A 23,950-nucleotide genomic window follows, 5' to 3' on the forward strand; every position below is an offset into this window, starting at 1 on the left:
TCTGCCCTGGCAAATCGCATATACTGAAGAGGAACGATGCGGAAGCCGGGAGGAGGAGATGATGTTGGAACAGGAGCGCAGGATTGCGCTGATTACGGGCAGTGCCAAGGGGCTGGGGAAGATGTCCGCGCTCGCCTTGGCCGAAGCCGGACATGATATTGTCCTCAATTATATGCATAGCGAACGCGAGGCAACCGAGCTCCAACGCCAGATTGCTTCCATAGGAGTCCGCTGCTTGCTCGTGCAAGCCGATATCTCGAAGCCGGAAGATATCAAGCGGCTCGTCCATACGATGAATGAACGAATAGGCATGGCGGACATCGTCGTCAACAATGCCGGACCCTTCGTCCGGGAACGCCGCCTGTTCGCTGACTATACCGAAGAGGAAATTCTGTTCCTGCTGAACGGCAACCTGACCGGGGTCATGCTGCTCGATCATATGCTGCTTCCCTCCATGCGCCGGCGCGGGTGGGGACGAATCATCCATTACGGATTCGGCCATGCGGGAGAAGCGCGTTCGTGGCCGCACCGCGCCGTATACGCCGCAGCCAAGGTCGGACTCGTCTCTTTTACGAAGACGCTGGCGGTGGAGGAGGCTCCCTATGGCATAACGGTCAACATGATCTGCCCCGGAGATATTCGCGGGGACAACAAGGAGCGGCGCATCGACGAGGTGCAGGGCGTGCCGGATGAAGAGACGCCTCGCGGCCGTCCGGGCACTGGCGAGGATGTGACTCGGGTCATTCGCTTTTTATGCGAGGACCGCTCGGATTTCTTCACTGGCAACATCATGAATGTGTCCGGCGGGCTCGACCCGATACGGGCCAATATCGGCAACCTTTCGTAAGCCGGAGGAGCGGATTCCCTCGGGAAGGCGGGTTTTAAAAGTTTCTTTTTTGAACAACCTCTAGTAAGGATGAATATTGCGTTATGCTGGAGCTTAATGCCCCTGTCCTGACAAGAGCGCGGTGCGCCGCGCTTTTCAGCCGGATGGAGGGCGTTTTTTCATATCGCGTGAGAAGAACAGGTGGTAGACAAGATGAGCAGACTGACCAAAGAATTGGCGCAGGAAATCGTGACGCGGACGATGCAAGTCATTCACTATAACGTGAACGTCATGGACGAACGAGGGCGGATTATCGGGTCCGGAGACCGTTCGCGCTTATACCAGAAGCATGAAGGGGCGCTTATCGCGATTGAGCGGAAGGGGCGCTTCGAGATAGACGAGGAGAGCGCGCGCAAGCTGCAAGGGGTGCTGCCCGGAACGAATCTGGCGATTCAATTCCAGGGCGAAGTCGTGGGCGTCATCGGCATTACCGGCGATCCGAACGAGGTGACCAAGTACGGCGAGCTGGTGAAAATGACGGCGGAAATGTATCTGGAGCAAGCCGATCTGCTGGAAAAAGCCCAATGGGACAAGCGGATGAAGGAGGATTTCCTGCTGTCCGTCATTCACGCGGACGGCAAGGATAACGACATGCTGCGGCTCCAGGCGGAACGGATCGGCTTCAATCCGGACCGGGCGCGGGTCGCATGCATTATGGAGCTGACCGGAGCAGAGAGCGCGGATGCGCTGCCTACGCTCAAGCGGGTGGTGGAGCTGTTGGAGGGGCGGCCCGCCATCGATCTGATCGCCATCCGGAATACGCGCCAGATCGTGCTGTTCAAGCCGCATCTGCATCCGCGGGAGCCCGGGGCCGATATATGCGAAGGCATCGGCCGCATCCGCAGGCTGCTGGAGGAGAAGCAGATTGCGCCGCTCCGCATCGCCGTCGGCAAGGCGTATTCCGGCATCGGCGGCTTAATCGCGTCCTACCGCTCCGCGCAGGATACGATGCGGGCGGGCCAGGCGATTTTCCCGGAGCAGACGGTATATTACAGCGAAGACATGCCGAATGAGACAGCCGCGGCCAATGTCAAGCCATCATGGATAGGGGAGGAGCTGCGGCGGCTATGGCGGCGGTTCGCGCAGGAGGATAAGAGCGGTGAGCTGCAGCAGACGCTGCAGGCGTATTATGAGGAGAACGGCGAGCAGCAGCGCATCGCGGAGCGATTGGCGATTCACCGCAATACGCTCCGTTACCGCCTGCAGCGTATCCATGAAGCGACCGGCAAGGACCCGAAGCATTTTCGCGATTTATATACGCTGATGACGGCCCGTTGGTTAAGCGCTCTGGGGGACAAGGAGAACGAGAGCGGCGTGTGAGCGGGCCGGCCTATTGTGCATTTGAACAAAAAACATGCTGAGGAAAGCGCTGTATTTCATTTCGATGCATGATGAAGCGCTTTCACATTACAGGTACACTAATCGTACAAGGATTTGATATAACACCTTAGGGGGAGTACACTATGGACGTATCTGTAACTGTGCTCGGCGCTTTGACGGCATTGGTCGTAGCCATTGTGTTAATATTGCGTAAAGTTCCTCCGGCGTACGGCATGATGATTGGCGCGCTCGCCGGCGGGATTGTGGGCGGGATCGGGCTGGCCGATTCCGTGAATCTGATGATGGATGGCGCCAAGGGCATGATACCGGCCGTGCTGCGCATCCTGGCGGCCGGTGTGCTGGCCGGCGTCCTGATTGAGTCTGGCGGAGCCAAGACGATCGCGGAGACGCTGGTTCGCAAGGTCGGCGAGACGCGCGCATTGTTCGCGCTGGCGTTCGCGACGATGGTGCTGACCGCGGTCGGCGTCTTCATCGACGTCGCGGTCATCACGGTAGCGCCGATTGCGCTCGCGATTGCGCAGCGCGCCGGCTTGTCCCGCATGGCGATCCTGCTTGCCATGATCGGCGGCGGCAAGGCCGGCAACATTATGTCGCCGAACCCGAACGCCATCTCGGCGGCGGAGGCATTCAACATTCCGCTGACATCGATGATGATGGCGGGCATCATACCGGCTTTGTTCGGGCTTGTTGTCACCTATATCATCGCGAAGCGGCTGACCAAGAAGGGGACGATGATTGCCGCCGAAGAGAGCGTTGACAACGGCGAGCAGCAGCTGCCAAGCTTCCTGGCGGCGATGATGGCGCCGCTGACGGCGATTGTGCTGCTGGCGCTGCGCCCGCTGGCCGGCATCGTCATCGACCCGATAATCGCACTGCCGGCCGGCGGCCTCGTTGGCGCCCTGTGCATGGGACGCATCAAGCATATCAATCAGTATGCGATATCGGGCCTCGGCAAAATGACGGGCGTAGCCGTTATGCTGCTCGGCACGGGAACGTTGGCGGGCATTATATCGAACTCGCAATTGAAAGATGTCATCATCAACAGCCTGGCCTCTTCCGGCCTGCCGGCTTACCTGCTGGCCCCGATAAGCGGCGCGTTCATGTCCTTGGCCACCGCCTCGACGACCGCAGGCACGGCGGTCGCGAGCTCGGTGTTCGGCTCGACGATTATGGAGCTTGGCGTCGCTTCCCTGGGCGCTGCGGCCATGATTCATGCCGGTGCGACCGTCCTCGACCATATGCCTCACGGCAGCTTCTTCCACGCGACGGGCGGAAGCGTTAACATGGCGATGAAGGAGCGGTTGCGTCTCATTCCGTATGAGACGGTGATCGGCCTTATCCTGGCCATCGTCTCGACATTGGTGTTCGGCGTATTCGGCTGGTTCCTGTAACCCGGGATTGAACCGGGAGGGCAGCGGCCGTTGGTTAAGGCTTGAAGGAGAGGGAGTGGAGAGAAATGAAGGTTGTCATTGCTCCGGATTCATTTAAAGAGAGCTTGTCCGCTCTGGAGGCATGTCATGCGATAGAGAAAGGATGGCGCCATGTCCACCCTGAGGCGGAAATCGTACATGTGCCGATGGCCGATGGCGGAGAAGGCACGGTCCAGTCCTTGGTCGATGCGACGGGAGGGCGTGTAATCGAACGCGAGGTGACAGGGCCGCTCGGCGCGCCCGTGACCGCGTTCTACGGCTTGCTCGGCGACGGGAAGACGGCGGTCATCGAGATGGCGGCCGCCTCGGGACTTGCGCTTGTGCCGCCGGCGCAGCGCAATCCGCTCGCGACGACGACGCGCGGCACCGGCGAGCTGATTCAGTCGGCCCTGGACGAAGGCGTCACCACGATTATTCTCGGCCTGGGCGGCAGCGCCACGAACGACGGCGGCGCGGGAATGGCGCAGGCGCTCGGCGTGCGGCTGCTTGACGCTGACGGCACGGACATCGGCCATGGCGGCGGACAACTGCATCGCATTGCCCGCATCGACGTGAGCGGAGCCGATCCGCGGCTGAAGGGAGTGGCCTTCGTGGCCGCGTGCGATGTGGATAACCCGCTGACCGGCGAGCGGGGGGCATCGGCCGTGTTCGGCCCGCAGAAAGGCGCCGGGCCGGACATGGTGCGGGAGCTCGACAGCAATCTCGCCCACTATGCGGCGAAGATTAAGGACTGCTTGGGCCGCGACGTGGCCGGAATTCCCGGCGCCGGCGCTGCCGGCGGGCTCGGCGCGGGGGTGCTTGCCTTTTTGGACGCCGAGCTGAAGCGGGGCGTCGATATCGTCATTGAAGCGACCGGGCTCGCTTCCCATATGAAGGATGCGGATCTCGTCATTACGGGAGAAGGCCGCATCGACAGCCAGACGATTTACGGCAAGACGCCAATGGGCGTGGCCAACACGGCCAAGCGCTATGGCGTGCCGGTTATCGGCATCGCGGGGTCGCTGGCGGACGGGTATGAAGTGGTGCATGAGCACGGCATCGATATGGTATTCACGATTGTGCCCGGCGTATGCAGCTTGGACGAGGCGATGCGAGAAGCCGCAGCCAATATGGAGCGCACGGCGCGCAACATTGCGAAGGCGCTGCAATGCGGGGGCAATCTCACAAAATAAGGCGAATGATAAGGGGCGGACACTTCCTTGCAGGAAGGGACCGCCTCTTTACATGTCGTCACGGTCACAAAATATTCATCTTGCTCATGTCGATAAATGAAGAATCTCATGCTTACATGATATACTGTTAATGTAGAAGCAAGGAAATACGATATTGGCCTTTCTTTGCACGACGAATCTACCTCTATACCGAGAGGAGGCGGACACCATAGAATTCAGGGTCAAGGATTTGTTACAGATCGACACATTGAAGCAAGCGTTCGTCGTCAGCGGCAAGCAAGGTCTGAACAACCTTGTTCGCGGAGTGACAATCATTGAAGCGCCGGATATCGCCGAGTGGATTAACGGAGGAGAATTGCTGTTAACCAGTCTGTACCCGCTGCAATCATTCAATTATAGCGAGCAGCAGATCTTCATGGCGCAGCTGTCCGATAAAAAAGTAAGCGCTCTCGTTATCAAAACGGGACGATTCGTTCATGATATTCCATCCGGTATCATCGAAGCATCAGAGGCGCTTCATCTGCCTATCATTCAGATTCCGAAGCAAGTTCCTTATCGTGAAATTATGTATCCGGTGATGGAGCTGCTTTTTAACAATCAAGTCGTTAAGCTCAAGTATTTTAAAGAAGTCCATGACCGATTTATCGCGCTTACCCTGGCCAATAAAGGCGCGGAAAATATTATCATGTCCTTGAAAAAACTGATTGGCAACCCGGTTACCTTATATGACAGGAACTTTTACCCTATATCGGCGACCGACCCGGATCTCGTGCAGTTTGAGGTCCTGGATCACGAGGAAGTGGATGGCGCCCGCATCGATACGGAATTTGCGTGTTACCGGCAGCGCGTGCTCTACCCCGAATGGGGGAACCGGACGTGCGAGCATCTTGTTGTTCCGGTAGAGACCGTAAATCATATCAAGATACATCTCGTTATCCATGAGACGCGCAAATCCGTGGAAGCGCTTGATTTCATTGCAATTGAAAACGCAGCAACCTCTTTGTCGCTCGATCTCGTCAAGCAATATGCCGTAGCCGAAGTGGAGATGAAGTTCAAAGACGACTTAATCGATGATTTGCTGAACGCCAAGATCGAATCGCTGCAGAGTGTGTACCAGCGGGCCAACTTGATTGGCTGGGATTTGAACAAGACCTATGTTGTCGTGTTGTTCCGTCTTCAGGCTAGGGATGGGTATGATGAGAAGGAACTGGATCTGTACAGCCTTCATCATCCGTATCAGCGCTTGCTGTATGATATGATTCAGCGGCAGCTGCCGGAAGGCACCATCCGGATCCGTAACGATCAGCTCGTTGTACTGTGGGGAATCGATACTCCTCCTGCGGATAAAACGGCCTCCTTGCGCATGATCAAGGCGGCAGCGAGGAACATCCAGCACACATTTTGCAAACGGATTCAGAGCATCGATTTGCAGGTTGGGATCGGGAACGCCGCGCACTCGATTTCCGAACTGCCGCGCAGTTATAAGGAAGCCCAAGATGCATTACAGCTGGGGACATTGATAAATGGCATTTCCGCGATTTCCGCTTTTGCGGATTTGGGTATATACCGCCTGCTCTGCCAAATCGAAGATGCGGAAGAGCTGGCGAAGTTCATTCCGCTTTCATTAAAAAAATTGCTCGTCTACAAACAGCCGAACCGGGATGATTTAATCAAAACGCTGCAGACGTTTTTGGAACATCATCAAAATGCCGCCAAAACAGCCGAGGAGCTGTACGTCCATTATAAGACCGTGACATACCGGATAGAACGGATCAAGGAGATTACCGGCATGGATATGGATGACCCGGATGAGATGCTGTCGGTTCAAGTCGGGTTGAAAATTCTCGTCCTGCTCAACGACCATCCGGTCGCATCGCATCCAGAGCTTGTGGGTGTATAAGCACTGGGCATTTCCCCGCCTTCCATCTCATACTCCGCTTTCGGAGAGCAAGGAGCTCCCGGCAAGCGGAGTTTTTGGCGTCTCTCAAAATACATTGAGGGTAGACCGCTTATGAACAACCTCCCGCTGCGTCAAGGCTTTTACGACCAATCTCCCATCGATTCAGGAAGGCGAAGATGTGCGCAGTTCCTTAATGGCAGACTCCCCGTCGGTCAGGAAAGAGTATATGTGTATGGCTTTTCCGATCAATCTCCCATCGAGTCAGGAAGGCGAAAATGTGCGCAGTTTCTTCTTGGCACACTCCCCGTCGGTCAGAAAAAAGTATATGTGTATGGCTCTTACGACCAATCTCCCATCGGGTCAGAAAGGCGAAGATGTTATGCCGTTCCTTATTGGCAGTCTCCTAAGGCTTCAGGATGAAGCTGCGTGCTGCCTTTATATGCAGGATCCCCAGCACTTAGAGCCAGGTCATCCGCGTATGACTTGGGTAAAATGGTTCATTTATCCTTGCTTGGAGCATAGATAGTCAGGCTATTGATTGCTCAGCGGCACCCAAAACATCATGGTCGAACCTGACTCAATGGGAGAGTGATGCAAAAAGCCGAAACAGAGGTCGACCCTGACTCAAAGGGAGATTGGTGCAAAGAGCGGAAGCGGAGAGCGGACCTGACTTGATGGGAGAGTGATGCAAAGAGTCGAAAACGAAGGCAAATCTGATCAAATGGGAATCTCATAGTTATATTACAAAATACGGGGGAACGGTGATTTACTTGTGAATTTTATATCCGATTGGCGGCTTTCCACCTGCAGGAAAGCTGCTTTTTTGTTGCCTTTATCCGAAGTGGATAAAAGTGAGGGGTGTTTTTTATCGACATGCTTCGATGTTATTCGTTTTTGAAGCGTTTACAATCAAGGTGCAAGCAAAATTCGACCTTATTTATGCGAGTTCAAAAGGTCACACCTGCAGGGATTTCAAGTTGATCAGTGGGCGGTTTGAACAGCTAAGGTTGCGCCACGGATAAGCGGCACGCCGTTTATCCCGCTTGGATAATGCGCACATCTTACAGAAAGGACAGATATGGTCATGGATAATATCCAAACGGAAACGGTTCGTCTTGTCGAATGGCTGAGCCAGTTCGGTGAAGATCCGGCGGGTGGCGTCTCGCGCCTGCTTTATTCCGAAGCGTGGACGGCTGCGCAAAAAGCATTGGAGCAGTATATGCAAGCAGAAGGCTTCACCACGTACTACGACGAGGTCGGCAATTTGTTCGGGAGGTTGGAAGGAAGCCAGTACCCGGATGAAACGATTATGAGCGGATCTCATGTGGATACGGTGCTGAACGGCGGCAAGTATGACGGGCAATATGGCATTCTCGCCGCGTTGTTGGCGATGAAGACGTTGAAGGAAAAGTACGGACAGCCGCTGCGCACGTTGGAAGTGGTCTCGTTCGCGGAAGAAGAGGGCAGCCGCTTCCCATATACGTTCTGGGGAAGCAAAAATGTCGTGGGTATCGCCAAAAAGGAAGATGTGCAGGACATTGCCGACTTCAAAGGCGTGCGCTTCACGGAAGCGATGGAGGAAGCGGGCTTCGGTTTCCGCCAGGAACCGGTCAAGCCGCGGACCGATATTCAAGCGTTTGTCGAGCTGCATATTGAACAGGGCAGCGTCCTGGAACGCGAAGGCCTGTCCGTCGGCGTCGTTCACAGCATCGTCGGCCAGCGGCGCTTCACCGTCGAGATTGCGGGAGAGGCGAACCATGCCGGTACGACGCCGATGGGTTACCGCAAAGATGCGGTTCACGCGGCCGGCCGGATGATTCAGCAGATTCTGGATCTGGCCCAAGAGCATGGCGATCCGCTCGTGACGACGGTCGGCAAGATCGAGGTCAAGCCCAATGTGGTGAATGTCGTGCCAGGCAAGGCGCTGTTCACGCTCGATATCCGCCATACGGACAAAGCCGAGCTGATCCGGTTCACCGATGAAGTGACGGAGCTAATAAAGCGCACCGCCACAGCTATCGGCGTGGAATTGAAGATAGATATGTGGATGGACGAGGATCCGGTTCCGATGGATCAGCGGATTCTCGATGTACTGGAGCGGCAGTGCCGGTCGCATAACATTCCGTTCAAGCTGATGCATAGCGGAGCGGGTCACGATTCTCAGATTATGGCGAAATTTGTGCCTACGGCCATGCTGTTCGTTCCAAGCCGCAACGGAATCAGCCACAATCCGGCAGAGTATACGAGTCCGGAGCATCTGGCAGACGGGGTTCGCGCTTTGACCTACGCGCTGCATGAGTTGGCGTATCAAGCATGATACGCATTGAAGACAGGACAAGCAGGCAGGCACAATTCGATCTGCGCTGAGGAGAGTGAGAGTAATGAGGGACGTCAGCCAACAGGGCAAGTGGGAATATTGGAAAAAAGTCATCGTCATGCTTTGTCTCGGATGGACGGTCATTTGGATCTACCGCACCATCTTGAATCCGATTCTTCCCGAAATTCAACAAGATTTAAATGTAACGTCAGATGCGAGCATGGGCCTCATCTTCAGTGTATTTTTCTTCGCCTATACGATGATGCAGATTCCGTCGGGATTGCTGGCGGACAGGTTCGGACGGAAGACGATCATCATTCCGGGATTTATTTTGTTCACCTTGGGGGCCGTTCTTGTCGGGTTCTCGACCTCACTTATGTTCATCCTGATCGCGAGCTTCATTACCGGGCTGGGGCAAGGCACTTATTACGGTCCCGCCTATTCCATCTCATCGGAGACGATACCGAAGGAGAAGCGGGGCATCTCTACGGCGATCATTAACAGCGGTTCCGCCATCGGGATGGCCATCGGTCTTATTGGCTCGAGCTTCCTGGTGAAGGATGCCGGTTGGAATTGGCGGGTGCTGCTCTTTATTACGGCAGGTTTGGCCTTCAGCCTAATGCTGGTGTTCGCCAAAAACATCAAGAAGAACACGCCGCAGTCGAAAGCGGCTGCAGAGGCTTCGGGCGCCGAGAACCAAGACAAGGCGACCTTTAAACGGCTGTTAGCCAATCCGAAGATGGTCGCCTCCTATGTGCTCTATTTTGCGACTTGCTACGGATATTACATGATCGTGACCTGGCTCCCTTCCTACTTGCAGGATGAGCGGGGCTTCCAAGGGACCGCGATCGGCTTTGCGGCCGCTCTGGTTGCGTTCAGCGCGGTGCCCGGCGCCTTGCTCTTCAGCCGGATGTCGGACAAGTTCATGCATAAGAAGGTTACGTTTATCATCATTTTGGAGCTGCTGGCTGCGGTGATGCTGTACTTGACCGTCTCGGTCCAGACGACCACTTTGCTTATCGTCTGCCTTATCTTGTACGGCTTCCTCGGCAAGCTGGCCGTAGAACCAATCTTAATCTCGTATGTGGCGGATATCGCGCCGAAGCAAGGGGTTGGATCCACGTTCGGAATTTTCAACTTTTTCGGCATGATGTCCTCGGTCGTAGCTCCGTTCGTTACCGGTCTGATTTCCGACGCGACGGGCAGTAAAGTATTAGGGTTCTATCTGGCGACGATCATTATCGTGGTCGGGTCGGCCGTGATGCTGATGGCTAATATGAAGAAGACGCCACAGACATCTTAATTCGGAGAAGGAGAGTGTGCAATATGGGTTATCCAAAAGATCTGTTGTCGAGCCGTTCCATCATCAAGCGCGGCAATTTTGCCTTAATTCCGCCGGAGGGATTGGTCAAAAATATCGTTCCTGGCTTTGAGCAATGCGATATCACGATTCTGGCATCGCCGCGGCTTGGCGCCAAATTCGTCGATTATGTCGTGACGATGCACGAGGGCGGGAAGAATGTCCGGGGCTTCGGCGAAGCGGGCGTGGAAACGTTCGTGTACTGCATGGAAGGACGAGTGAAGGCTTCCGCGGACGATCAATCGTTCTCGCTCCAGGAAGGCGGCTACCTGTATTGCCCGCCGGGCGTGAAGCTGTACTTGGAGAACGAGCAGGCCGAGGATACGCGACTGTTCCTGTACAAGCAGAAATATGCGCCGCTCGAGGGAAGCGCTCTTCCCTGGGTCGTATCGGGGAATGTGCATGAGCTGGAAGCGGTGGATTATGATGACATGGCGAACGTCAAGCTGAAGGATTTGCTGCCAACCGATCTTGCCTTCGATATGAACTTTCATATTTTGTCGTTCGAGCCAGGCGGCTGCCATCCGTTCGTAGAGACGCACTATCAGGAGCATGGCGCGATTATGCTCTCTGGCGAAGGCGTCTACAATCTGGACAATGAATGGATTCCGATCAAAAAAGGGGATTATCTCTATATGGGGCCTTACGTGCCGCAAGCGACCTACGCAGTAGGCAGAGAGCCGTTCGCCTACTTGTATTCCAAGGATTGCAACCGGGACGCTACCCTGTAGGAGAAGGCTAGCGCAACCTCCGTATGGGAGAAGCAGGCCGCAAGACACCGCCTTCCCCGCTGCGGGCTGGAGCTTGCTCCGCCCGGCAGCAGGCCGAAGGCGGAATACAAGCCAGAGAGGGAATGGACATGAGAGTAAGCAAACAGAAACTGCATGAGCTGATACGGACAAAATTGTCCCGGGCCGGGCTAACGACCGCGCATGCGGATGTGGTGGCGGAAGTGCTCGTTCATGCCGATGTCCGCGGGGTTCACTCGCATGGCGCCATGCGGGTCGAATATTATGCGGAGCGGATTGCCAAAGGCGGGACGAACGTAAATCCAAGCTTCGATTTCAAGAAGACAGGGCCATGCTCCGCCGTGTTCGACGGCGATAACGGAGCGGGCCATGTCGCGGCCAAGCTGGCGATGGCGGAGGCCGTCAATATCGCGAAGGAGCATGGCGTCGCTGTCGTCGGGGTACGGCGAATCGGACATAGCGGCTCCCTCTCCTATTATGTGCAGCAAGCGGCGCGGGAAGGGCTGATCGGCATTTCGGTCTGCCAGTCCGATCCGATGGTCGTGCCATTCGGCGGGGCCGAACCTTACTATGGCACGAACCCGATTGCTTTCGCCGCGCCCGGGGAAGGGAATGCGCTCATGACCTTCGATATGGCAACGACCGTTCAGGCTTGGGGGAAAATTTTGCACGCCCGTTCCAAGCATGAGGCGATTCCGGAGACGTGGGCCGTCGATGAACGGGGCGTGCCGACGACCGATCCGTTCCAGGTGAACGCGCTGCTTCCGATTGCCGGACCGAAAGGGTACGGCTTGATGATGATGGTCGATGTGCTGTCCGGGATTTTGCTCGGACTGCCGTTCGGGAGCCAGGTCAGTTCCATGTATCATGATCTGACGGAAGGCCGGAATTTGGGCCAGCTTCATATCGTAATCGATCCGTCCTTCTTTACCGATTTGGAGACGTTCCGGCGCAATATATCGAAGACGATGAGCGATCTGAACGGCATCAAGCCGGCGCCGGGCTTCGAGAAGGTGCTGTATCCGGGTCAGAATTATGACTTGATTGAACAGGAGAATGAAGCGAACGGCATCGAGATCGTGGACGAAATCTATGACTATCTCGTATCCGATGTCATTCATAACAATGCGTACGACCATAAAGATCCGTTTGCGAAGTGACTTTTTCGCTGAATAGGAAAGCCAACCTTGCCAGAGAGAAAGGATCCGCTTCGGACGGACAACCAGAGGTGAATTAGAATGCTGCATACGATTATTAAAAAGAATTCGTATCAAGATTCCGTCAATTTAATGCTTCTGACAAATCATATTTCGGCGCTGGAAGGCGTCAAGCAAGCATCGATCATGATGGGGACGCCGGCCAACAAGGACATTATGAGCAATTCCGGCTTATATACGGATGAACTGGAGCAGGCCGGAGCCAACGACATGTGCATCGTCATCGATGCCGAGGAGCAGAGCAACCTGGATGAAATCCTCGCTGCCGTCGACGGCTTTTTAAGCGACCAATCGGTTAGCTCCGCTTCGTCCTCGCTCGAGAGCGTACGCTCGTGGGAACGTGCATTGAAGGAGAACCCGGGCGCCAATCTGGCCATTATTTCGGTACCGGGCCAGTACGCGGCGGCGGAAGCGGACAAGGCGCTGGATTACGGGCTGCACGCGTTTATTTTCAGCGACAATGTCTCTGTGGAAGATGAACTTAAGCTGAAGCAGAAGGCGCATGACAAAGGGCTGCTCGTGATGGGTCCGGATTGCGGCACGGGGATATTGTCGGGGGTTCCGTTGGCCTTCGCGAACCGCGTCAAGGCAGGCAATATCGGCGTCGTCGGCGCCTCGGGGACGGGCATCCAAGAGGTGACCACGCTGATCGACCGGATGGGCGGCGGGATCAGCCACGCGATCGGAACCGGAGGCCGCGACCTCTCGGAGACGGTCGGGGCGATTACGATGCTGGACGGCATCCGCGGACTGGAGCACAACGACCAGACCGAGGTGATCGTCATCGTATCCAAGCCGCCGGCAAAGGCGGTGCGCGATCAGGTCGTGCGCCAACTGCAAGGGCTGTCGAAGCCTGCGGTGGCCCTTTTCCTGGGAGAGAAGCCGTCTGCGCATGAAGGCAACGTCTATCAGGCCTATACGTTGGAGGAAGCGGCCAGAATTGCGGTTGACCTCGCCAAAGGCGCCGCTGTGCAGCCGCTGTACAGCGTGCCGATCGAGGTGCCGGAGATGGATTTGCAGCCGGGGCAAACCTCGATTCAGGGCCTGTATGCCGGCGGCACGTTAGCCGCAGAAGCAGCCATGCTCATCGCGGATGCGCTCAAATTGAAGGACGGCCTCATTCATGAAGACGGTTACGTTTTCAAATCGAACGGTCATGCCATAGTCGATTTGGGCGATGACATGTATACCCAGGGCAAGCCGCATCCGATGATCGATCCGGCTACCCGGCTTCAGCATATCGAGAAAGCGGCGCAGGATCCGGCGACGGCGGTCATTCTGTTCGACGTCGTGCTTGGATACGGCGGCCATGATGATATGGCGAGCGTGCTGGCGCCGGCGATTGCGAAGGCAACGGCTAAGGCGAAGGCGGAAGGGCGCAATCTCTATTTTGTAGGCGCCCTGTGCGGAACGCAGCAGGATCCGCAGTCTTATGCGGAGCAGAAGCGCAAGTTCGAAGAGGCGGGCGTGCTGGTGAAGGAGAGCAATAATCAAGCGGTTCGCACGGTCCTGGCGATGATGAAGCTCAGCCTGGAGGACGCGCCGAAGACCCGCCGTCTGGCGGCAGCGGTCACGCCGGAAGCGGCTCCTGTGTCCGCGCCTGTCGCAGCGCTGCTTGGCGGGAAGCCATCCGTCATCAATGTAGGGCTGCAGAAGTTCACGCAGGCTATCATCGCGAGCGGCGCCACGGCGATTCAATATGATTGGCGGCCGGTTGCGGGCGGAAGCGCGAAGATGCAGCGCGTATTGAAGCTCTTGAACGAGTACCGTTTTACGAAATAATATCTTGTGACGTGGGAGGGAATTACAGATGAAATTCAACACGATTGATGAAGCCAATCAGGCGGTCATTGACAAGATTGCCGGCGGCACGCCGTTCCTCGTCGATGCCGTGCCGGCCCGCACCGTCATTCCGGAACTGGAAGGCAAGACGCTGCTGCATGCGGGTCCGCCGATCGCTTACCAAGACATGACGGGACCGATGCAAGGCTCATGCGTAGGCGCCGCATTATTCGAAGGCTGGGCGAAGGACGAAGCCGAGGCCCGCGCCATGCTGGAACGGGGCGACATCCGCTTCATTCCATGCCACCATGTGAAGGCCGTCGGACCGATGGGAGGCATCACGTCCGGCAATATGCCGGTCTTCGTCGTCACTAACCGCTCCGAAGGCAATGAAGCGTACTGCATTATGAATGAAGGCATCGGCAAGGTGCTTCGCTTCGGCGCTTATTCGGAAGAGGTCATCACGCGCTTGAGATGGATGAGGGACGTGCTCGGCCCGACGCTGTCCCGGGCGCTGAAGGCGACGGAGGAAGGGTTGAATCTGAACGTGATGATCGCGAAGGCGATTACGATGGGCGACGAATTCCATCAGCGCAACATCGCCGCTTCGCTTGTCTTTTTGAAGGAAATCAGCCCTTATATCGTTAGTCTGGATATGGATAAGCAAGAGATGCAGAGCGTCATCAAATTTTTGGCGGATACGGATCAATTCTTCCTTAATATTATGATGGCCGCGTCCAAAGCGGTCATGGACGGGGCGCGCACAATCGAAGCCGGCACGGTGGTTACCGCGATGTGCCGGAACGGACGCGACTTCGGCATCCGCATCAGCGGCATGGGCGATGAATGGTTCACCGCGCCGGTCAACACGCCGCAGGGACTGTTCTTCACCGGTTACTCGCAAGAGGATGCCAACCCGGACATCGGCGACAGCGCGATTACGGAGACATTCGGCGTCGGGGGAATGGCCATGATTGCCGCTCCGGGCGTAACCCGCTTCGTCGGGGCAGGCGGATTCCACGACGCGTTGGCGACAAGCAACGAGATGGTCGAGATCTCCATCGACCAAAATCCGAACTTTACCGTTCCAACCTGGAACTTCCGGGGCATTTGCCTCGGCATCGATGCGAGAAAGGTCGTAGAAACCGGAATTACGCCTGTCATTAACACCGGGATCGCTCATAAGGAGCCGGGTGTCGGACAGATCGGAGCGGGAACGGTCCGTCCGCCAGTCGAATGCTTCGAGAAAGCGCTGGAAGCGTATGCGGCCAAGCTCGGACTTCTGTAACGGATCACAGCGTACGTATTGTCTCATGGGAGAGGAGATGGACGCCCGCCTTGGGGCGCTCCTCGCCCGGAGGCAGACGGGCCGCGTCCACAGCATCTTCGGGAACGGAATCAACCTCTCGATGGGTGACGCGTTGATATTTGTCGGCACCACGAAGAACGGCAGGCTCCCCTTCGGCATCCATATGGGGCCGGAGAGCGTCAGCAGGCTGCGCCGCCATGTCCGGCTCGATGACACCGTCGTGGCTGAGGGGGCGGACACGATTCGCTTTCTCCATCCGGCCGGTCCGCTCACGCTTGATCTGGCGCAGGCCGTCTCATTCAAGTATGAAATCCGATCGGATCGGTATCATTCTGTTCGTGATTTGTTTCACGTAAATGAGTTTTTGCAAACCTGTCTCGCCTGGGGCGTGCCGACCGGACTCGGCGTGGAATGGGACCGCTTTCTCGCGAATGATTATCGGCCCGATGAGCCGCCGTACGCTGTAGTTCGGCAGGCGGAGCAGCTGCTTGACGCCCTGCAGACCGGCGAGGTTGAGGCGGCCGGGGCGCTCATGCGCTATTTTCTCGGGCGCGGCCCGGGATTGACTCCGTCGGGAGATGACTTTCTCGTCGGGGTGCTGGCCGTCCACAAGCTAACGGGCGCATTTCATGACGCGTGCGTGGCTGCGTTGCGTCATATGGCGGAGAGAGAAGCCATTACGACCGACGTCAGCCGGGCGTATTTGCTCCATGCGCTGCAAGGCCGCTTCAGCGATAAGGTTGCCCGGGTGATCAACGGGATGGTGCTGGAGAGTAGGGGAGACGCGGCATCGCTCACTGACGACGTTGAGCAGATGCTTCAGACCGGACACAGCTCCGGAATCGATACGGCATTCGGGATCGCCAGTGCCATCATGGCCCTTAGGAGGTATGAAAGAACATGTCAAAACGAGTTGTGATCGCATTTGGGGGCAACGCTATCTTGCAGCCTCATCAAGCGGCAACGTATGAGAACCAGCTTGCCAATGTACGGAACAGCAGCAAGAGGATTGCCGATATCGTGGAAGCGGGCTACGAAGTCATTATTACGCACGGCAACGGCCCGCAGGTGGGATTGATTTTGCAGCAAAATGAAGAAGCGAAAGAGGCGGTCCCTCCATTTCCGTTGGACGTGTGCAGCGCGGAATCTCAGGGCTTCATTGGATATATGCTCGATCAATGTTTGAAAAACGAGCTGCGCAAGCGGGGCTTGCCGCAGCAGGTTGTCAGCGTGCTCACCCAGACGAGAGTGTCGCCGGAGGATGAAGCGTTCCTTCATCCGACGAAGCCGATCGGCGTCTTCTATACCGAGGAAGAAGCACAGCGATTGATGCGGGACAAAGGCTGGAACATGCAGGAAGACGCGGGCCGGGGGTGGAGACGCGTCGTGCCTTCGCCGCAGCCGCAGTCGATTGTCGAGGCGGACACGATTATGAAGCTCGTCGCCAGCGGGGCCATTGTCATTGGCGCCGGCGGCGGAGGAATTCCGGTCGTGCAAGCCCCGGACGGCACGCTTAGCGGGGTCGAAGCGGTCATTGACAAGGACCGCAGCGGTCTCAAATTGGCTCAGGAAGCGAACGCCGATATTTTTATGATGGTCACCGATGTGAAAAATGTCTATATTCATTACGGCAAGCCCGAGCAAAAGACGCTGGGGCATATCCGTACCGAGGAAGCGAAGCAATATGTGCGGGAAGGGCACTTCTCCAGCGGCAGCATGGGGCCGAAGATGGAAGCCGCCGTGGCGTTTGCGGAACTAGGCAAGCACGCCATCATCTGCTCCCTTGACGATGCCGCTCTGGCTCTTCAAGGAACGACGGGAACGCATATTTCCTCTTAAAAATAGATTGGGTGCAACCGACAGGCTGCGTAAGCGGAAGACGACCGCTTGCGCAGCCTTTTGTCTTCAATACAAGCCTTGCATCACCGTTCGTCCTTCTGAATATAGTGAAAGTGGCAGCACAAAGTTTGTCCTTACGAGTTTTTTACAATTCGATTATCGTCCGTTAACAATCCGGCCGTACATTGAATAAGTGCGGCAAAAAAGGGGGGAGACATCCCGCGCATGCATGCAAAATCCGGCCAGCCGGCCGGAAAAGAACGCAAGAACAGTCCGGGGGACTGCATGAAAAGGAGCTTGATGACGAAATGGATATGAAATCATGGCTGCGGCCGCTTATGGCCGGCGTGCTAGCTATCAGCCTGACAGCGTGCTCCAGCGGAGAAGGAGCAGGAACCGCGGCGGAGGTGAAGGCGCCGCCTGCCGGCTTAAAAGAAGATACGACACTGGTAACCATTCAATACTGGCACGCTCATGCGGAAGCCCAGCTCGAAGGCTTGAACGCGCAGATCGCGGCGTTCCAGAAGAAATATCCGCATATTACGGTCGAACCCGTATATCAGGGAGGATATGGGGATCTACATAAAAAACTGCAGGCGGCGGTCGCGGCCAATGACGTTCCCGACGTGACCAACGTGGAGGTCGCTTCGCTGCCGAACTTCGCCGAAGGCGGCGTGTTCGCCGATCTGACGCCTTGGATCGAGCGGGACAAGGTCGATCTGGACGATTTCGCCTCCGGGATGCTGAAGGCGTATGCTTACCAAGGGAAGCAGTACGGCTTCCCGCTGATTGTCAGCACGAGCGTATTCATCTATAACAAGACGCTGCTCGATGAACTGGGCGTAGAGCCGCCGCAGACATGGGGCGAGATCGACGCCTTCAATGCGAAGGCCGCCAAGCGGGACAACGGCAAGACAACCCGCTATGCCTTCTCGGTCCCGGGCTGGGATACCTGGTATTATGATCCGTGGCTCATCAATGGCGGCGGCCATATCCTGTCCGAAGACGGAAGCGAAGCCGCGGTGCAGACGCCGGAATCGCTCCGGTATGCGGAGAATTTCCACCGCTGGCTGAAGGAAGGCGTCGTCCACATGGGCTACGGCAAAGGCGCGTCCGACAATATGCGCCAGATGTTCCTCGGAGGCGAGATCGCCATGGTGCAGCATACGTCGGCCATGCTGAAGATGTACCGCGAGAATGCCAGCTTCGAGGTCGGCGTGTCCTTCCTGCCGGGAGATCAGGTGCGCACCTCGAATATCGGAGGCGCCGGCATCGTCATGATGGACGGGATCAAGGATGACAAGAAGCGGGAAGCCGCCTGGAAATTCATTGAGTTCATGACCTCGGCCGAACAGAATATTGCTTGGGCGGAATCGGTCGGATATTTGCCGACGCGGAAATCAGCTATCGCCTCGGAGGAAGGACAAGCTTACTTTTCCCGATGGCCGCAGTACAAGGCGGTGTTCGATCATTTCGATAACGTGACTCCGCGCCTGCAGCATCCGGCTTATCCGGAATTCAGCGAGGTGTACAAAGAAGTGATTGGCGAAATGATTTTGAACGGAGCGGATCCGGCGCCGTTGATGAAGGAAGCCGCGGCCAAAATCAATGATATCTTGGGGGAGCATGAGTGATGGGCATGCGGGATGATAGGTTAGCCCGTTCGCTTGCCGCGGGGCAGGAGGCGGCGCAGGCCGCCCCGTCTCGCTTGCGGCGGAGCCGAAGACAACGGCGGGAGAGCTGGAAGGACCTGTCCTTTGCGATGCCGGCGCTCGGATTTCTGGCGGTCTTCTTGTATTACCCTCTGCTGAATTCCATCTATATCAGCATGACGAACTGGAACATGACGCGTCCGGCCAAGAAATTCGTGGGCGCCAACAATTATGCATGGCTGTTGAACAATGAAGACTTCTATCATTCGCTCAAGGTCACGTTGCTTTATACGGTGATGGACGTCGCCGGCACGCTTGGCATCGGGCTATTGCTCGCCCTGCTCTTCAACGTCGCGTCTTCGCGCCTGTTCGGCTTCATGCGGGGGATTGTGTTTATGCCGCATTATATTTCAATGGTTGTCGCGGCGATGGTCTTCACATGGATTTACAACGGGCAGTATGGCATGCTGAACAGCCTCTTGAATGCGTTCGGCTTCGATTCGGTCGGGTGGCTGGTCGATCCGTCCACGGCGCTGCCGGCGCTGGTCGCCGTCTCCGTCTGGAAAGGAGTCGGCTTCGCCATGATTCTGTTCATCGCGGGGATACGCGGCATCCCGATGGAGTACTATGAGGCGGCCGCCATTGATGGCGCGGACCGGGTGCGGCAGTTCTGGCATATTACGCTGCCGCTGCTGTCTCCGATGACGCTGTTCCTGCTCATTACAACGTTCATTTCGTCGATGCAGGTCTTCCAATCCATCGATATTATGACGAACGGAGGGCCGTTGAAGGCGACCAATGCGCTCGTCTATTGGATTTATACGATGGCGTTCGTCGACTTCAAGACGGGACGGGCGATGGCGCTCGTCATGGTGATGTTCGTCATTATTTTGGCGCTCGCCCTGCTGCAATGGTGGGCGAGCCGGAAGAAGGTGCACTATGAGGGATAACCGCATGGCGGGCCAACGGAACAGGAAGATGGTGCACGCTAGCCGCCTCGCGTTGGCGGTCATCGTCACCGCTCTGCTGTTCTTCCCGGTCTATTGGCTTATCGTCAGCTCGCTGAAGACGCAGCAGGAGATGAGGCTGGCGGTGCCGACCTTCTGGCCGCACACCTTCTCCTGGAGCAACTATGCCGAGGCGTTCCGGATCATTCCTTATGCACGCTTCTTCGGCAATACGCTTCTCATGTCCGCAGGCATCGTCGTGCTCCAGCTGAATGTGGCTCTGCTGGCCGCGTATGCGTTCGCCAAGGGCAGCTTCCGCGGCAAGGAAGCGTTATTCTTCCTGGTGCTGGCGGCCATGATCGTGCCGGATCAGGTGACGTTCGTGCCCGTCTATGTCATGATGTCGAAGCTGAACTGGCTGGATACGTTCTGGGCGTTGATTGTTCCGCACGGGGCGTCCGCTTACGGCATTTTCCTGCTCCGGCAAGCATTCAAATCGGTCAACAACGATGTGTTGGAAGCGGCGCGGGTCGATGGAGGGGGGCGGCTGACGCTGCTGTACCGGATCCTGCTGCCGATGACGATGCCTACCGTCGTGACCCTGGCGGTGCTGCAATTCATTAGCGCCTGGAATTCTTATTTCTGGCCGCTTATCATGACCAATTCGAACGATATGCGCGTGCTTACCGTCGGCATCAGCATGCTGCGCGATTCGATTGCCGGCGATGAAGCGATGTACTTCCATATCATTATGGCCGCCAGCGTCATGGCGATTGTGCCGATTATCATTCTGTTCACGTTCATGCAGAAGCATATCGTCTCCGCGATGGCCAACTCGACCTTCAAATAGCGGATGGCTGCGGCCATCGGCACAAAAAAAGGGATGCCGCCGGCCTCTTCAGGCCGGTGGCATCCCTTGTCCATGCAGGGAGGGCAATTAGAATACTTGAACGACTTCCGTAATGCCTTCCACTTCTTCTACCAATGCGCGTTCAATCCCCGCTTTGAGGGTAATTGTGGAGCTTGGGCAGCTGCCGCATGCGCCCATCAGGCGCAATTTGACGATACCGTCCTCGACATCGACCAATTCGACATCCCCGCCGTCACGCTGCAGGAACGGACGCAGTTTATCGAGCACTTCCAGCACTTCGTCGTACATGCTGTTCTGTGTTTGTTCACTCATCTTTCGCCAACTCCTTTCATCCATGCTTCTTTTATTATAGTATAAAGCTATTCGAAATCAAAGGCGCTACATGAAAGCGGGGGAACATCCATGCGTCCGATCATAGAAATATGCGTGAATAACATGCATCAGGGAATGGAACAGTTAATGAAGCGGCTCGCCGATCTTCCGGATGTCGATGTGATCGAATACGGCTGCCTCGGCAATTGCGGAGAATGCTTCCTGTTCCCATATGCGTATGTGAACGGAGAGATTGTGGCTGCGGAGACCGCGGAGCGGTTATATCATGTAATAATGGAGAAAGTTAAGGAAATAGAAGCATGGGAGCAGCCGGACGCCGATTGACGCCGCTGCTCCCATTTTTTTGTGTTGCGGTTATCCGAAATGCTGCTTGGACATCCATAGCACGCCGCTCTTGATGACGCGCGGAACGTATCCGACCATCGTGCGCTTGCCGAGCAAGCCGAAGCCTGCTTTCTTGCCGAGGGAGCCGAGCACGCCCTTGAGCTTGATCTTGCCCAGATGCGGCGTCTCGTTCTTCCAGATCGCCTTGATGACATCGGCAATCTGCTCTCCCTGGGCTCCGGCCGCTTGCGCGCTCGGGGAGAACGGCAAGCTGGCGCAGTCGCCGACCACGAATACGTTCGGATAATCCGGAATCTGATGGTGCGCATTCAGCAGCACGCGCCCTTGCGGATCTTTGGGCACCTGAAGCGCCTGGACGACCTCCACCGGCTGTATGCCGGCGGTCCAGACCGTAGCGTGAGACAATATCTCCTCTTCCTTGTCTTCCGTGCGGTTATAAATGACGCCCTTGTCCAGCCGGCTGACGTGCACATGCGAGCGGAGCTCCACATCATGCTCGCGGAACCAATCGGATACGTACCGGGACAGCTTCTCCGGGAAGGCGGACAGCACCCGGCCGCCCCGATCCAGGATCCGGATGTTCAGATCGGGACGGCTCTCCCGCAATTCCGCCGCGGTCTCGACCCCGCTTAGTCCGCCTCCGACGATGCTGACCTGCCCGTACGGCTTGACGTCGTTCAAGCGCTGATAGGTCTGCCTCGTGCTGGAGAGCGATTGAATGCTGCAGCCGAACTGTTCCGCGCCGGGAATGCCATGGAATTTGTCCGTGCAGCCCAGGCCAATCACCAAATAATCGTATGCCATGGCGTCATCATGCTCGAAATGAATCAGCCGGTTGTCCAAATCGATGGCCTGGACATTGGCGTAATGAAGCTGAACGCGCGGATCGGTCGGAAAGGACACGCGAATATCGATATCCGGAACCGTCCCGGCCGCCAGCGCGTAGTACTCGGTCTTCAATCCCTGGTATGGCATGCGGTCAATCAATACAAGCTGTACATCGGAGGGCAGATCGCCCTCCAACAACCGTTGAATAATGGCCAATCCTCCGTAACCGCCACCTAATATGACGTATCGTTTCATCCGTTCGACTTCCCCCTATGATGCCGGAATAATAGATAAAGTGCCGTCATCGACAGCGCCTACGTCGTATGGCTCCTCTCCTGAAAAACGGGTTGCTCGCGCAATGATGCCTGTTCTATTTTATCTATTTGTCTCTGTTCCTATCTCCCAAATTCATAGCTTGGCCTGCGATTCCAGGCTATTCGTAAACCTTCACTTCATTGTAGAAGGTATCTCGCTCCACCGGAATGCGGCCAGCGCCCTTCACGAGCCAGATCAGCTCGTCGCGCGTCAGTCCTTCCGGCGTCAGCGCGCCTGCGGCATGGCTGATCCGCTCCTTGACGAGCGTGCCGTGCACATCGGAGGCGCCGAAGGTCAGCGCGACCTGGGTGAGCTGCGTGCCGATATTGATGAAGTATGCCTTGATATGCTGAACATTATCGAGCATGAGACGGCTAATCGCAATCGTCTTCAAGTCCTCGTACGCGGAGTTGCGCCGCTTGATGCTCGCTTTCGGACTCTTCGGCTGCATCGAGAGCGGGATGAATACCTGGAATCCATTCGTCTCGTCCTGCAATTCGCGAATCTTCATCATGTGGCGCACCCGATCTTCATGCGATTCGATCGCCCCGTAGAGCATCGTGGTGTGTGTCTTCATGCCCAGCTGATGCGCAGTGCGGTGCACCTCCAGATACCGCTCGACACCGGCCTTTTCCACGCGCATTTTCTTGCGGTATTCATCCGACAGAATCTCCGCGCCGCCCCCCGTCAGCGACTCCAGACCGGCATCCATCAGCTGGCGCAGCACTTCTTCGATGCTCAAGCCGCTGATGCGGGTGAAGAAGTCGATTTCGGCAGCCGTATACGCTTTAAGCGTCACTTGCGGATATTTCTCCTTCAGCACGCGCAAGGAATCGACATAGTATTGGAACGGCACATGCGGGTTATGGCCGCCGACGATATGGAACTCCCTTACGCCCGGATGGATGTGCTGGTCGACGTAATCGATCATTTCCTGACCCGACAGCGTATACGCGCCTTCTTCTCCCTGATCCTTGCGGAAGTTGCAGAAGGCGCAGTGCGCTTCGCAGACGTTGGTAAAGTAGAGAGACATGTTCTCGATGAAGTAGACTTTCTTCCCGTTCTTGCGCAAATTGGCGAGATTCGCTAATTGACCCAAGGTCAACAAGTCGTCCGTCTCATACAAATATACACCGTCTTCCAGCGTCAAGCGTTCCCCACGCTCGACCTTGTCCACTATTTCGGCCATGCGGGTATCCGCATGACGGGCGATGACCGTTGTCATGCACAGGCCTCCTTCTCATTCATCTGCTCTTGGCCGTTACTGGCATCCGGTGGGGGCCTCGCATTCGGCGCTTGCGCAAATGCGGGAGCGCGCAGCGGATCCGATAGGCCGGTTACCGCCAAGCGCGCGGCT

Annotated in this window: 20 protein-coding genes; 17 read left to right on the forward strand and 3 right to left on the reverse strand. The window is 56.5% G+C overall.

Translation table 11 applies throughout. The annotated features are described in order from the left end of the window. Positions 1 to 61: 61 nt before the first annotated feature. From L6439_RS05640 to L6439_RS05715, 16 genes are all read left to right on the forward strand, one after another. Positions 62 to 847: an SDR family oxidoreductase gene (locus L6439_RS05640; RefSeq protein WP_168179870.1), complete on the forward strand. Its 786-nt coding sequence runs from the start codon at positions 62 to 64 to the stop codon at positions 845 to 847. Positions 848 to 1,039: 192 nt separating this feature from the next. Further along, a complete protein-coding gene (locus L6439_RS05645; protein ID WP_168179810.1) occupies positions 1,040 to 2,206 on the forward strand; it encodes a sugar diacid recognition domain-containing protein in 1,167 nt (388 codons plus the stop codon). Positions 2,207 to 2,349: 143 nt separating this feature from the next. Continuing rightward, a complete protein-coding gene (locus L6439_RS05650; RefSeq protein WP_168179809.1) occupies positions 2,350 to 3,618 on the forward strand; it encodes a GntP family permease in 1,269 nt (422 codons plus the stop codon). Between the two features lie 65 nt (positions 3,619 to 3,683). Next, the gene (locus L6439_RS05655; RefSeq protein WP_213468818.1) at positions 3,684 to 4,829 is read left to right on the forward strand and encodes a glycerate kinase; all 1,146 of its coding nucleotides are present in this window, start codon (positions 3,684 to 3,686) and stop codon (positions 4,827 to 4,829) included. A 208-nt stretch (positions 4,830 to 5,037) separates the two neighbouring features. Continuing rightward, the gene (locus L6439_RS05660; protein WP_168179869.1) at positions 5,038 to 6,729 is read left to right on the forward strand and encodes a PucR family transcriptional regulator; all 1,692 of its coding nucleotides are present in this window, start codon (positions 5,038 to 5,040) and stop codon (positions 6,727 to 6,729) included. A gap of 1,084 nt (positions 6,730 to 7,813) precedes the next feature. Then, entirely contained in the window at positions 7,814 to 9,046 is a 1,233-nt protein-coding gene (gene allC / locus L6439_RS05665) for an allantoate deiminase (protein ID WP_213468819.1), read from the forward strand. A 64-nt stretch (positions 9,047 to 9,110) separates the two neighbouring features. Then, positions 9,111 to 10,349, forward strand: coding sequence for an MFS transporter (locus L6439_RS05670; protein ID WP_168179806.1), 1,239 nt, complete (start codon positions 9,111 to 9,113; stop codon positions 10,347 to 10,349). A gap of 23 nt (positions 10,350 to 10,372) precedes the next feature. Then, positions 10,373 to 11,137, forward strand: coding sequence for a (S)-ureidoglycine aminohydrolase (gene allE / locus L6439_RS05675; RefSeq protein WP_168179805.1), 765 nt, complete (start codon positions 10,373 to 10,375; stop codon positions 11,135 to 11,137). Positions 11,138 to 11,265: 128 nt separating this feature from the next. Continuing rightward, entirely contained in the window at positions 11,266 to 12,315 is a 1,050-nt protein-coding gene (allD, locus tag L6439_RS05680; protein ID WP_168179804.1) for an ureidoglycolate dehydrogenase, read from the forward strand. A 78-nt stretch (positions 12,316 to 12,393) separates the two neighbouring features. Then, positions 12,394 to 14,154, forward strand: coding sequence for an acyl-CoA synthetase FdrA (gene fdrA, locus L6439_RS05685; protein ID WP_213468820.1), 1,761 nt, complete (start codon positions 12,394 to 12,396; stop codon positions 14,152 to 14,154). Positions 14,155 to 14,182: 28 nt separating this feature from the next. Further along, positions 14,183 to 15,442, forward strand: a complete 1,260-nt coding sequence (locus L6439_RS05690; RefSeq protein WP_213468821.1) for a YlbE family protein — start codon at positions 14,183 to 14,185, stop codon at positions 15,440 to 15,442. 37 nt (positions 15,443 to 15,479) lie between these two features. Beyond that, positions 15,480 to 16,382 carry an oxamate carbamoyltransferase subunit AllH family protein gene (locus L6439_RS05695; RefSeq protein WP_237096756.1) on the forward strand — a complete coding sequence of 301 codons (903 nt, stop codon included), beginning with the start codon at positions 15,480 to 15,482 and terminating at the stop codon, positions 16,380 to 16,382. After that, entirely contained in the window at positions 16,364 to 17,302 is a 939-nt protein-coding gene (arcC, locus tag L6439_RS05700; RefSeq protein ID WP_213468822.1) for a carbamate kinase, read from the forward strand. The genes L6439_RS05695 and arcC overlap by 19 nt, the downstream gene beginning before the upstream one ends. A gap of 308 nt (positions 17,303 to 17,610) precedes the next feature. Next, complete coding sequence (locus L6439_RS05705) at positions 17,611 to 18,936, forward strand: ABC transporter substrate-binding protein (RefSeq protein WP_213468823.1); 1,326 nt, start codon at positions 17,611 to 17,613, stop codon at positions 18,934 to 18,936. Further along, positions 18,936 to 19,904: a carbohydrate ABC transporter permease gene (locus L6439_RS05710; protein WP_168179799.1), complete on the forward strand. Its 969-nt coding sequence runs from the start codon at positions 18,936 to 18,938 to the stop codon at positions 19,902 to 19,904. Before L6439_RS05705 ends, L6439_RS05710 begins: the two co-directional genes overlap by 1 nt. Then, entirely contained in the window at positions 19,894 to 20,751 is an 858-nt protein-coding gene (locus L6439_RS05715) for a carbohydrate ABC transporter permease (protein WP_168179798.1), read from the forward strand. Before L6439_RS05710 ends, L6439_RS05715 begins: the two co-directional genes overlap by 11 nt. An 87-nt stretch (positions 20,752 to 20,838) precedes the next feature. Here L6439_RS05715 and L6439_RS05720 read toward each other — a convergent pair whose 3' ends face one another. After that, positions 20,839 to 21,084 (reverse strand): NifU family protein, encoded by a 246-nt coding sequence (locus L6439_RS05720; protein ID WP_006285354.1) that lies wholly within the window; start codon positions 21,082 to 21,084, stop codon positions 20,839 to 20,841. 90 nt (positions 21,085 to 21,174) lie between these two features. Here L6439_RS05720 and L6439_RS05725 point away from each other — a divergent pair, with 90 nt between their 5' ends. Beyond that, positions 21,175 to 21,429, forward strand: coding sequence for a YuzB family protein (locus tag L6439_RS05725; RefSeq protein ID WP_168179797.1), 255 nt, complete (start codon positions 21,175 to 21,177; stop codon positions 21,427 to 21,429). A gap of 30 nt (positions 21,430 to 21,459) precedes the next feature. On the opposite strand, the gene L6439_RS05730 is transcribed toward L6439_RS05725, so the two are convergent. Continuing rightward, complete coding sequence (locus tag L6439_RS05730; RefSeq protein WP_168179796.1) at positions 21,460 to 22,533, reverse strand: NAD(P)/FAD-dependent oxidoreductase; 1,074 nt, start codon at positions 22,531 to 22,533, stop codon at positions 21,460 to 21,462. A gap of 178 nt (positions 22,534 to 22,711) precedes the next feature. Further along, positions 22,712 to 23,818 carry an aminofutalosine synthase MqnE gene (gene mqnE, locus L6439_RS05735; RefSeq protein ID WP_168179795.1) on the reverse strand — a complete coding sequence of 369 codons (1,107 nt, stop codon included), beginning with the start codon at positions 23,816 to 23,818 and terminating at the stop codon, positions 22,712 to 22,714. Positions 23,819 to 23,950 lie beyond the last annotated feature (132 nt).

Source organism: Paenibacillus dendritiformis (genome assembly GCF_021654795.1).
In the GTDB taxonomy this organism is placed as follows: domain Bacteria; phylum Bacillota; class Bacilli; order Paenibacillales; family Paenibacillaceae; genus Paenibacillus_B.

Coding starts and splice junctions, on each gene's coding strand:
- L6439_RS05645 (WP_168179810.1), top strand. CDS start 1,040: ATGAGCAGACTGACCAAAGAATTGGCGCAGGAAATCGTGACGCGGACG.
- L6439_RS05690 (WP_213468821.1), top strand. CDS start 14,183: ATGAAATTCAACACGATTGATGAAGCCAATCAGGCGGTCATTGACAAG.
- allD (WP_168179804.1), top strand. CDS start 11,266: ATGAGAGTAAGCAAACAGAAACTGCATGAGCTGATACGGACAAAATTG.
- L6439_RS05710 (WP_168179799.1), top strand. CDS start 18,936: ATGGGCATGCGGGATGATAGGTTAGCCCGTTCGCTTGCCGCGGGGCAG.
- L6439_RS05720 (WP_006285354.1), bottom strand. CDS start 21,084: ATGAGTGAACAAACACAGAACAGCATGTACGACGAAGTGCTGGAAGTG.
- allE (WP_168179805.1), top strand. CDS start 10,373: ATGGGTTATCCAAAAGATCTGTTGTCGAGCCGTTCCATCATCAAGCGC.
- L6439_RS05640 (WP_168179870.1), top strand. CDS start 62: ATGTTGGAACAGGAGCGCAGGATTGCGCTGATTACGGGCAGTGCCAAG.
- L6439_RS05705 (WP_213468823.1), top strand. CDS start 17,611: ATGGATATGAAATCATGGCTGCGGCCGCTTATGGCCGGCGTGCTAGCT.
- arcC (WP_213468822.1), top strand. CDS start 16,364: ATGTCAAAACGAGTTGTGATCGCATTTGGGGGCAACGCTATCTTGCAG.
- L6439_RS05715 (WP_168179798.1), top strand. CDS start 19,894: ATGAGGGATAACCGCATGGCGGGCCAACGGAACAGGAAGATGGTGCAC.
- L6439_RS05655 (WP_213468818.1), top strand. CDS start 3,684: ATGAAGGTTGTCATTGCTCCGGATTCATTTAAAGAGAGCTTGTCCGCT.
- L6439_RS05670 (WP_168179806.1), top strand. CDS start 9,111: ATGAGGGACGTCAGCCAACAGGGCAAGTGGGAATATTGGAAAAAAGTC.
- fdrA (WP_213468820.1), top strand. CDS start 12,394: ATGCTGCATACGATTATTAAAAAGAATTCGTATCAAGATTCCGTCAAT.
- L6439_RS05730 (WP_168179796.1), bottom strand. CDS start 22,533: ATGAAACGATACGTCATATTAGGTGGCGGTTACGGAGGATTGGCCATT.
- L6439_RS05695 (WP_237096756.1), top strand. CDS start 15,480: ATGGACGCCCGCCTTGGGGCGCTCCTCGCCCGGAGGCAGACGGGCCGC.
- mqnE (WP_168179795.1), bottom strand. CDS start 23,818: ATGACAACGGTCATCGCCCGTCATGCGGATACCCGCATGGCCGAAATA.
- allC (WP_213468819.1), top strand. CDS start 7,814: ATGGATAATATCCAAACGGAAACGGTTCGTCTTGTCGAATGGCTGAGC.
- L6439_RS05725 (WP_168179797.1), top strand. CDS start 21,175: ATGCGTCCGATCATAGAAATATGCGTGAATAACATGCATCAGGGAATG.
- L6439_RS05650 (WP_168179809.1), top strand. CDS start 2,350: ATGGACGTATCTGTAACTGTGCTCGGCGCTTTGACGGCATTGGTCGTA.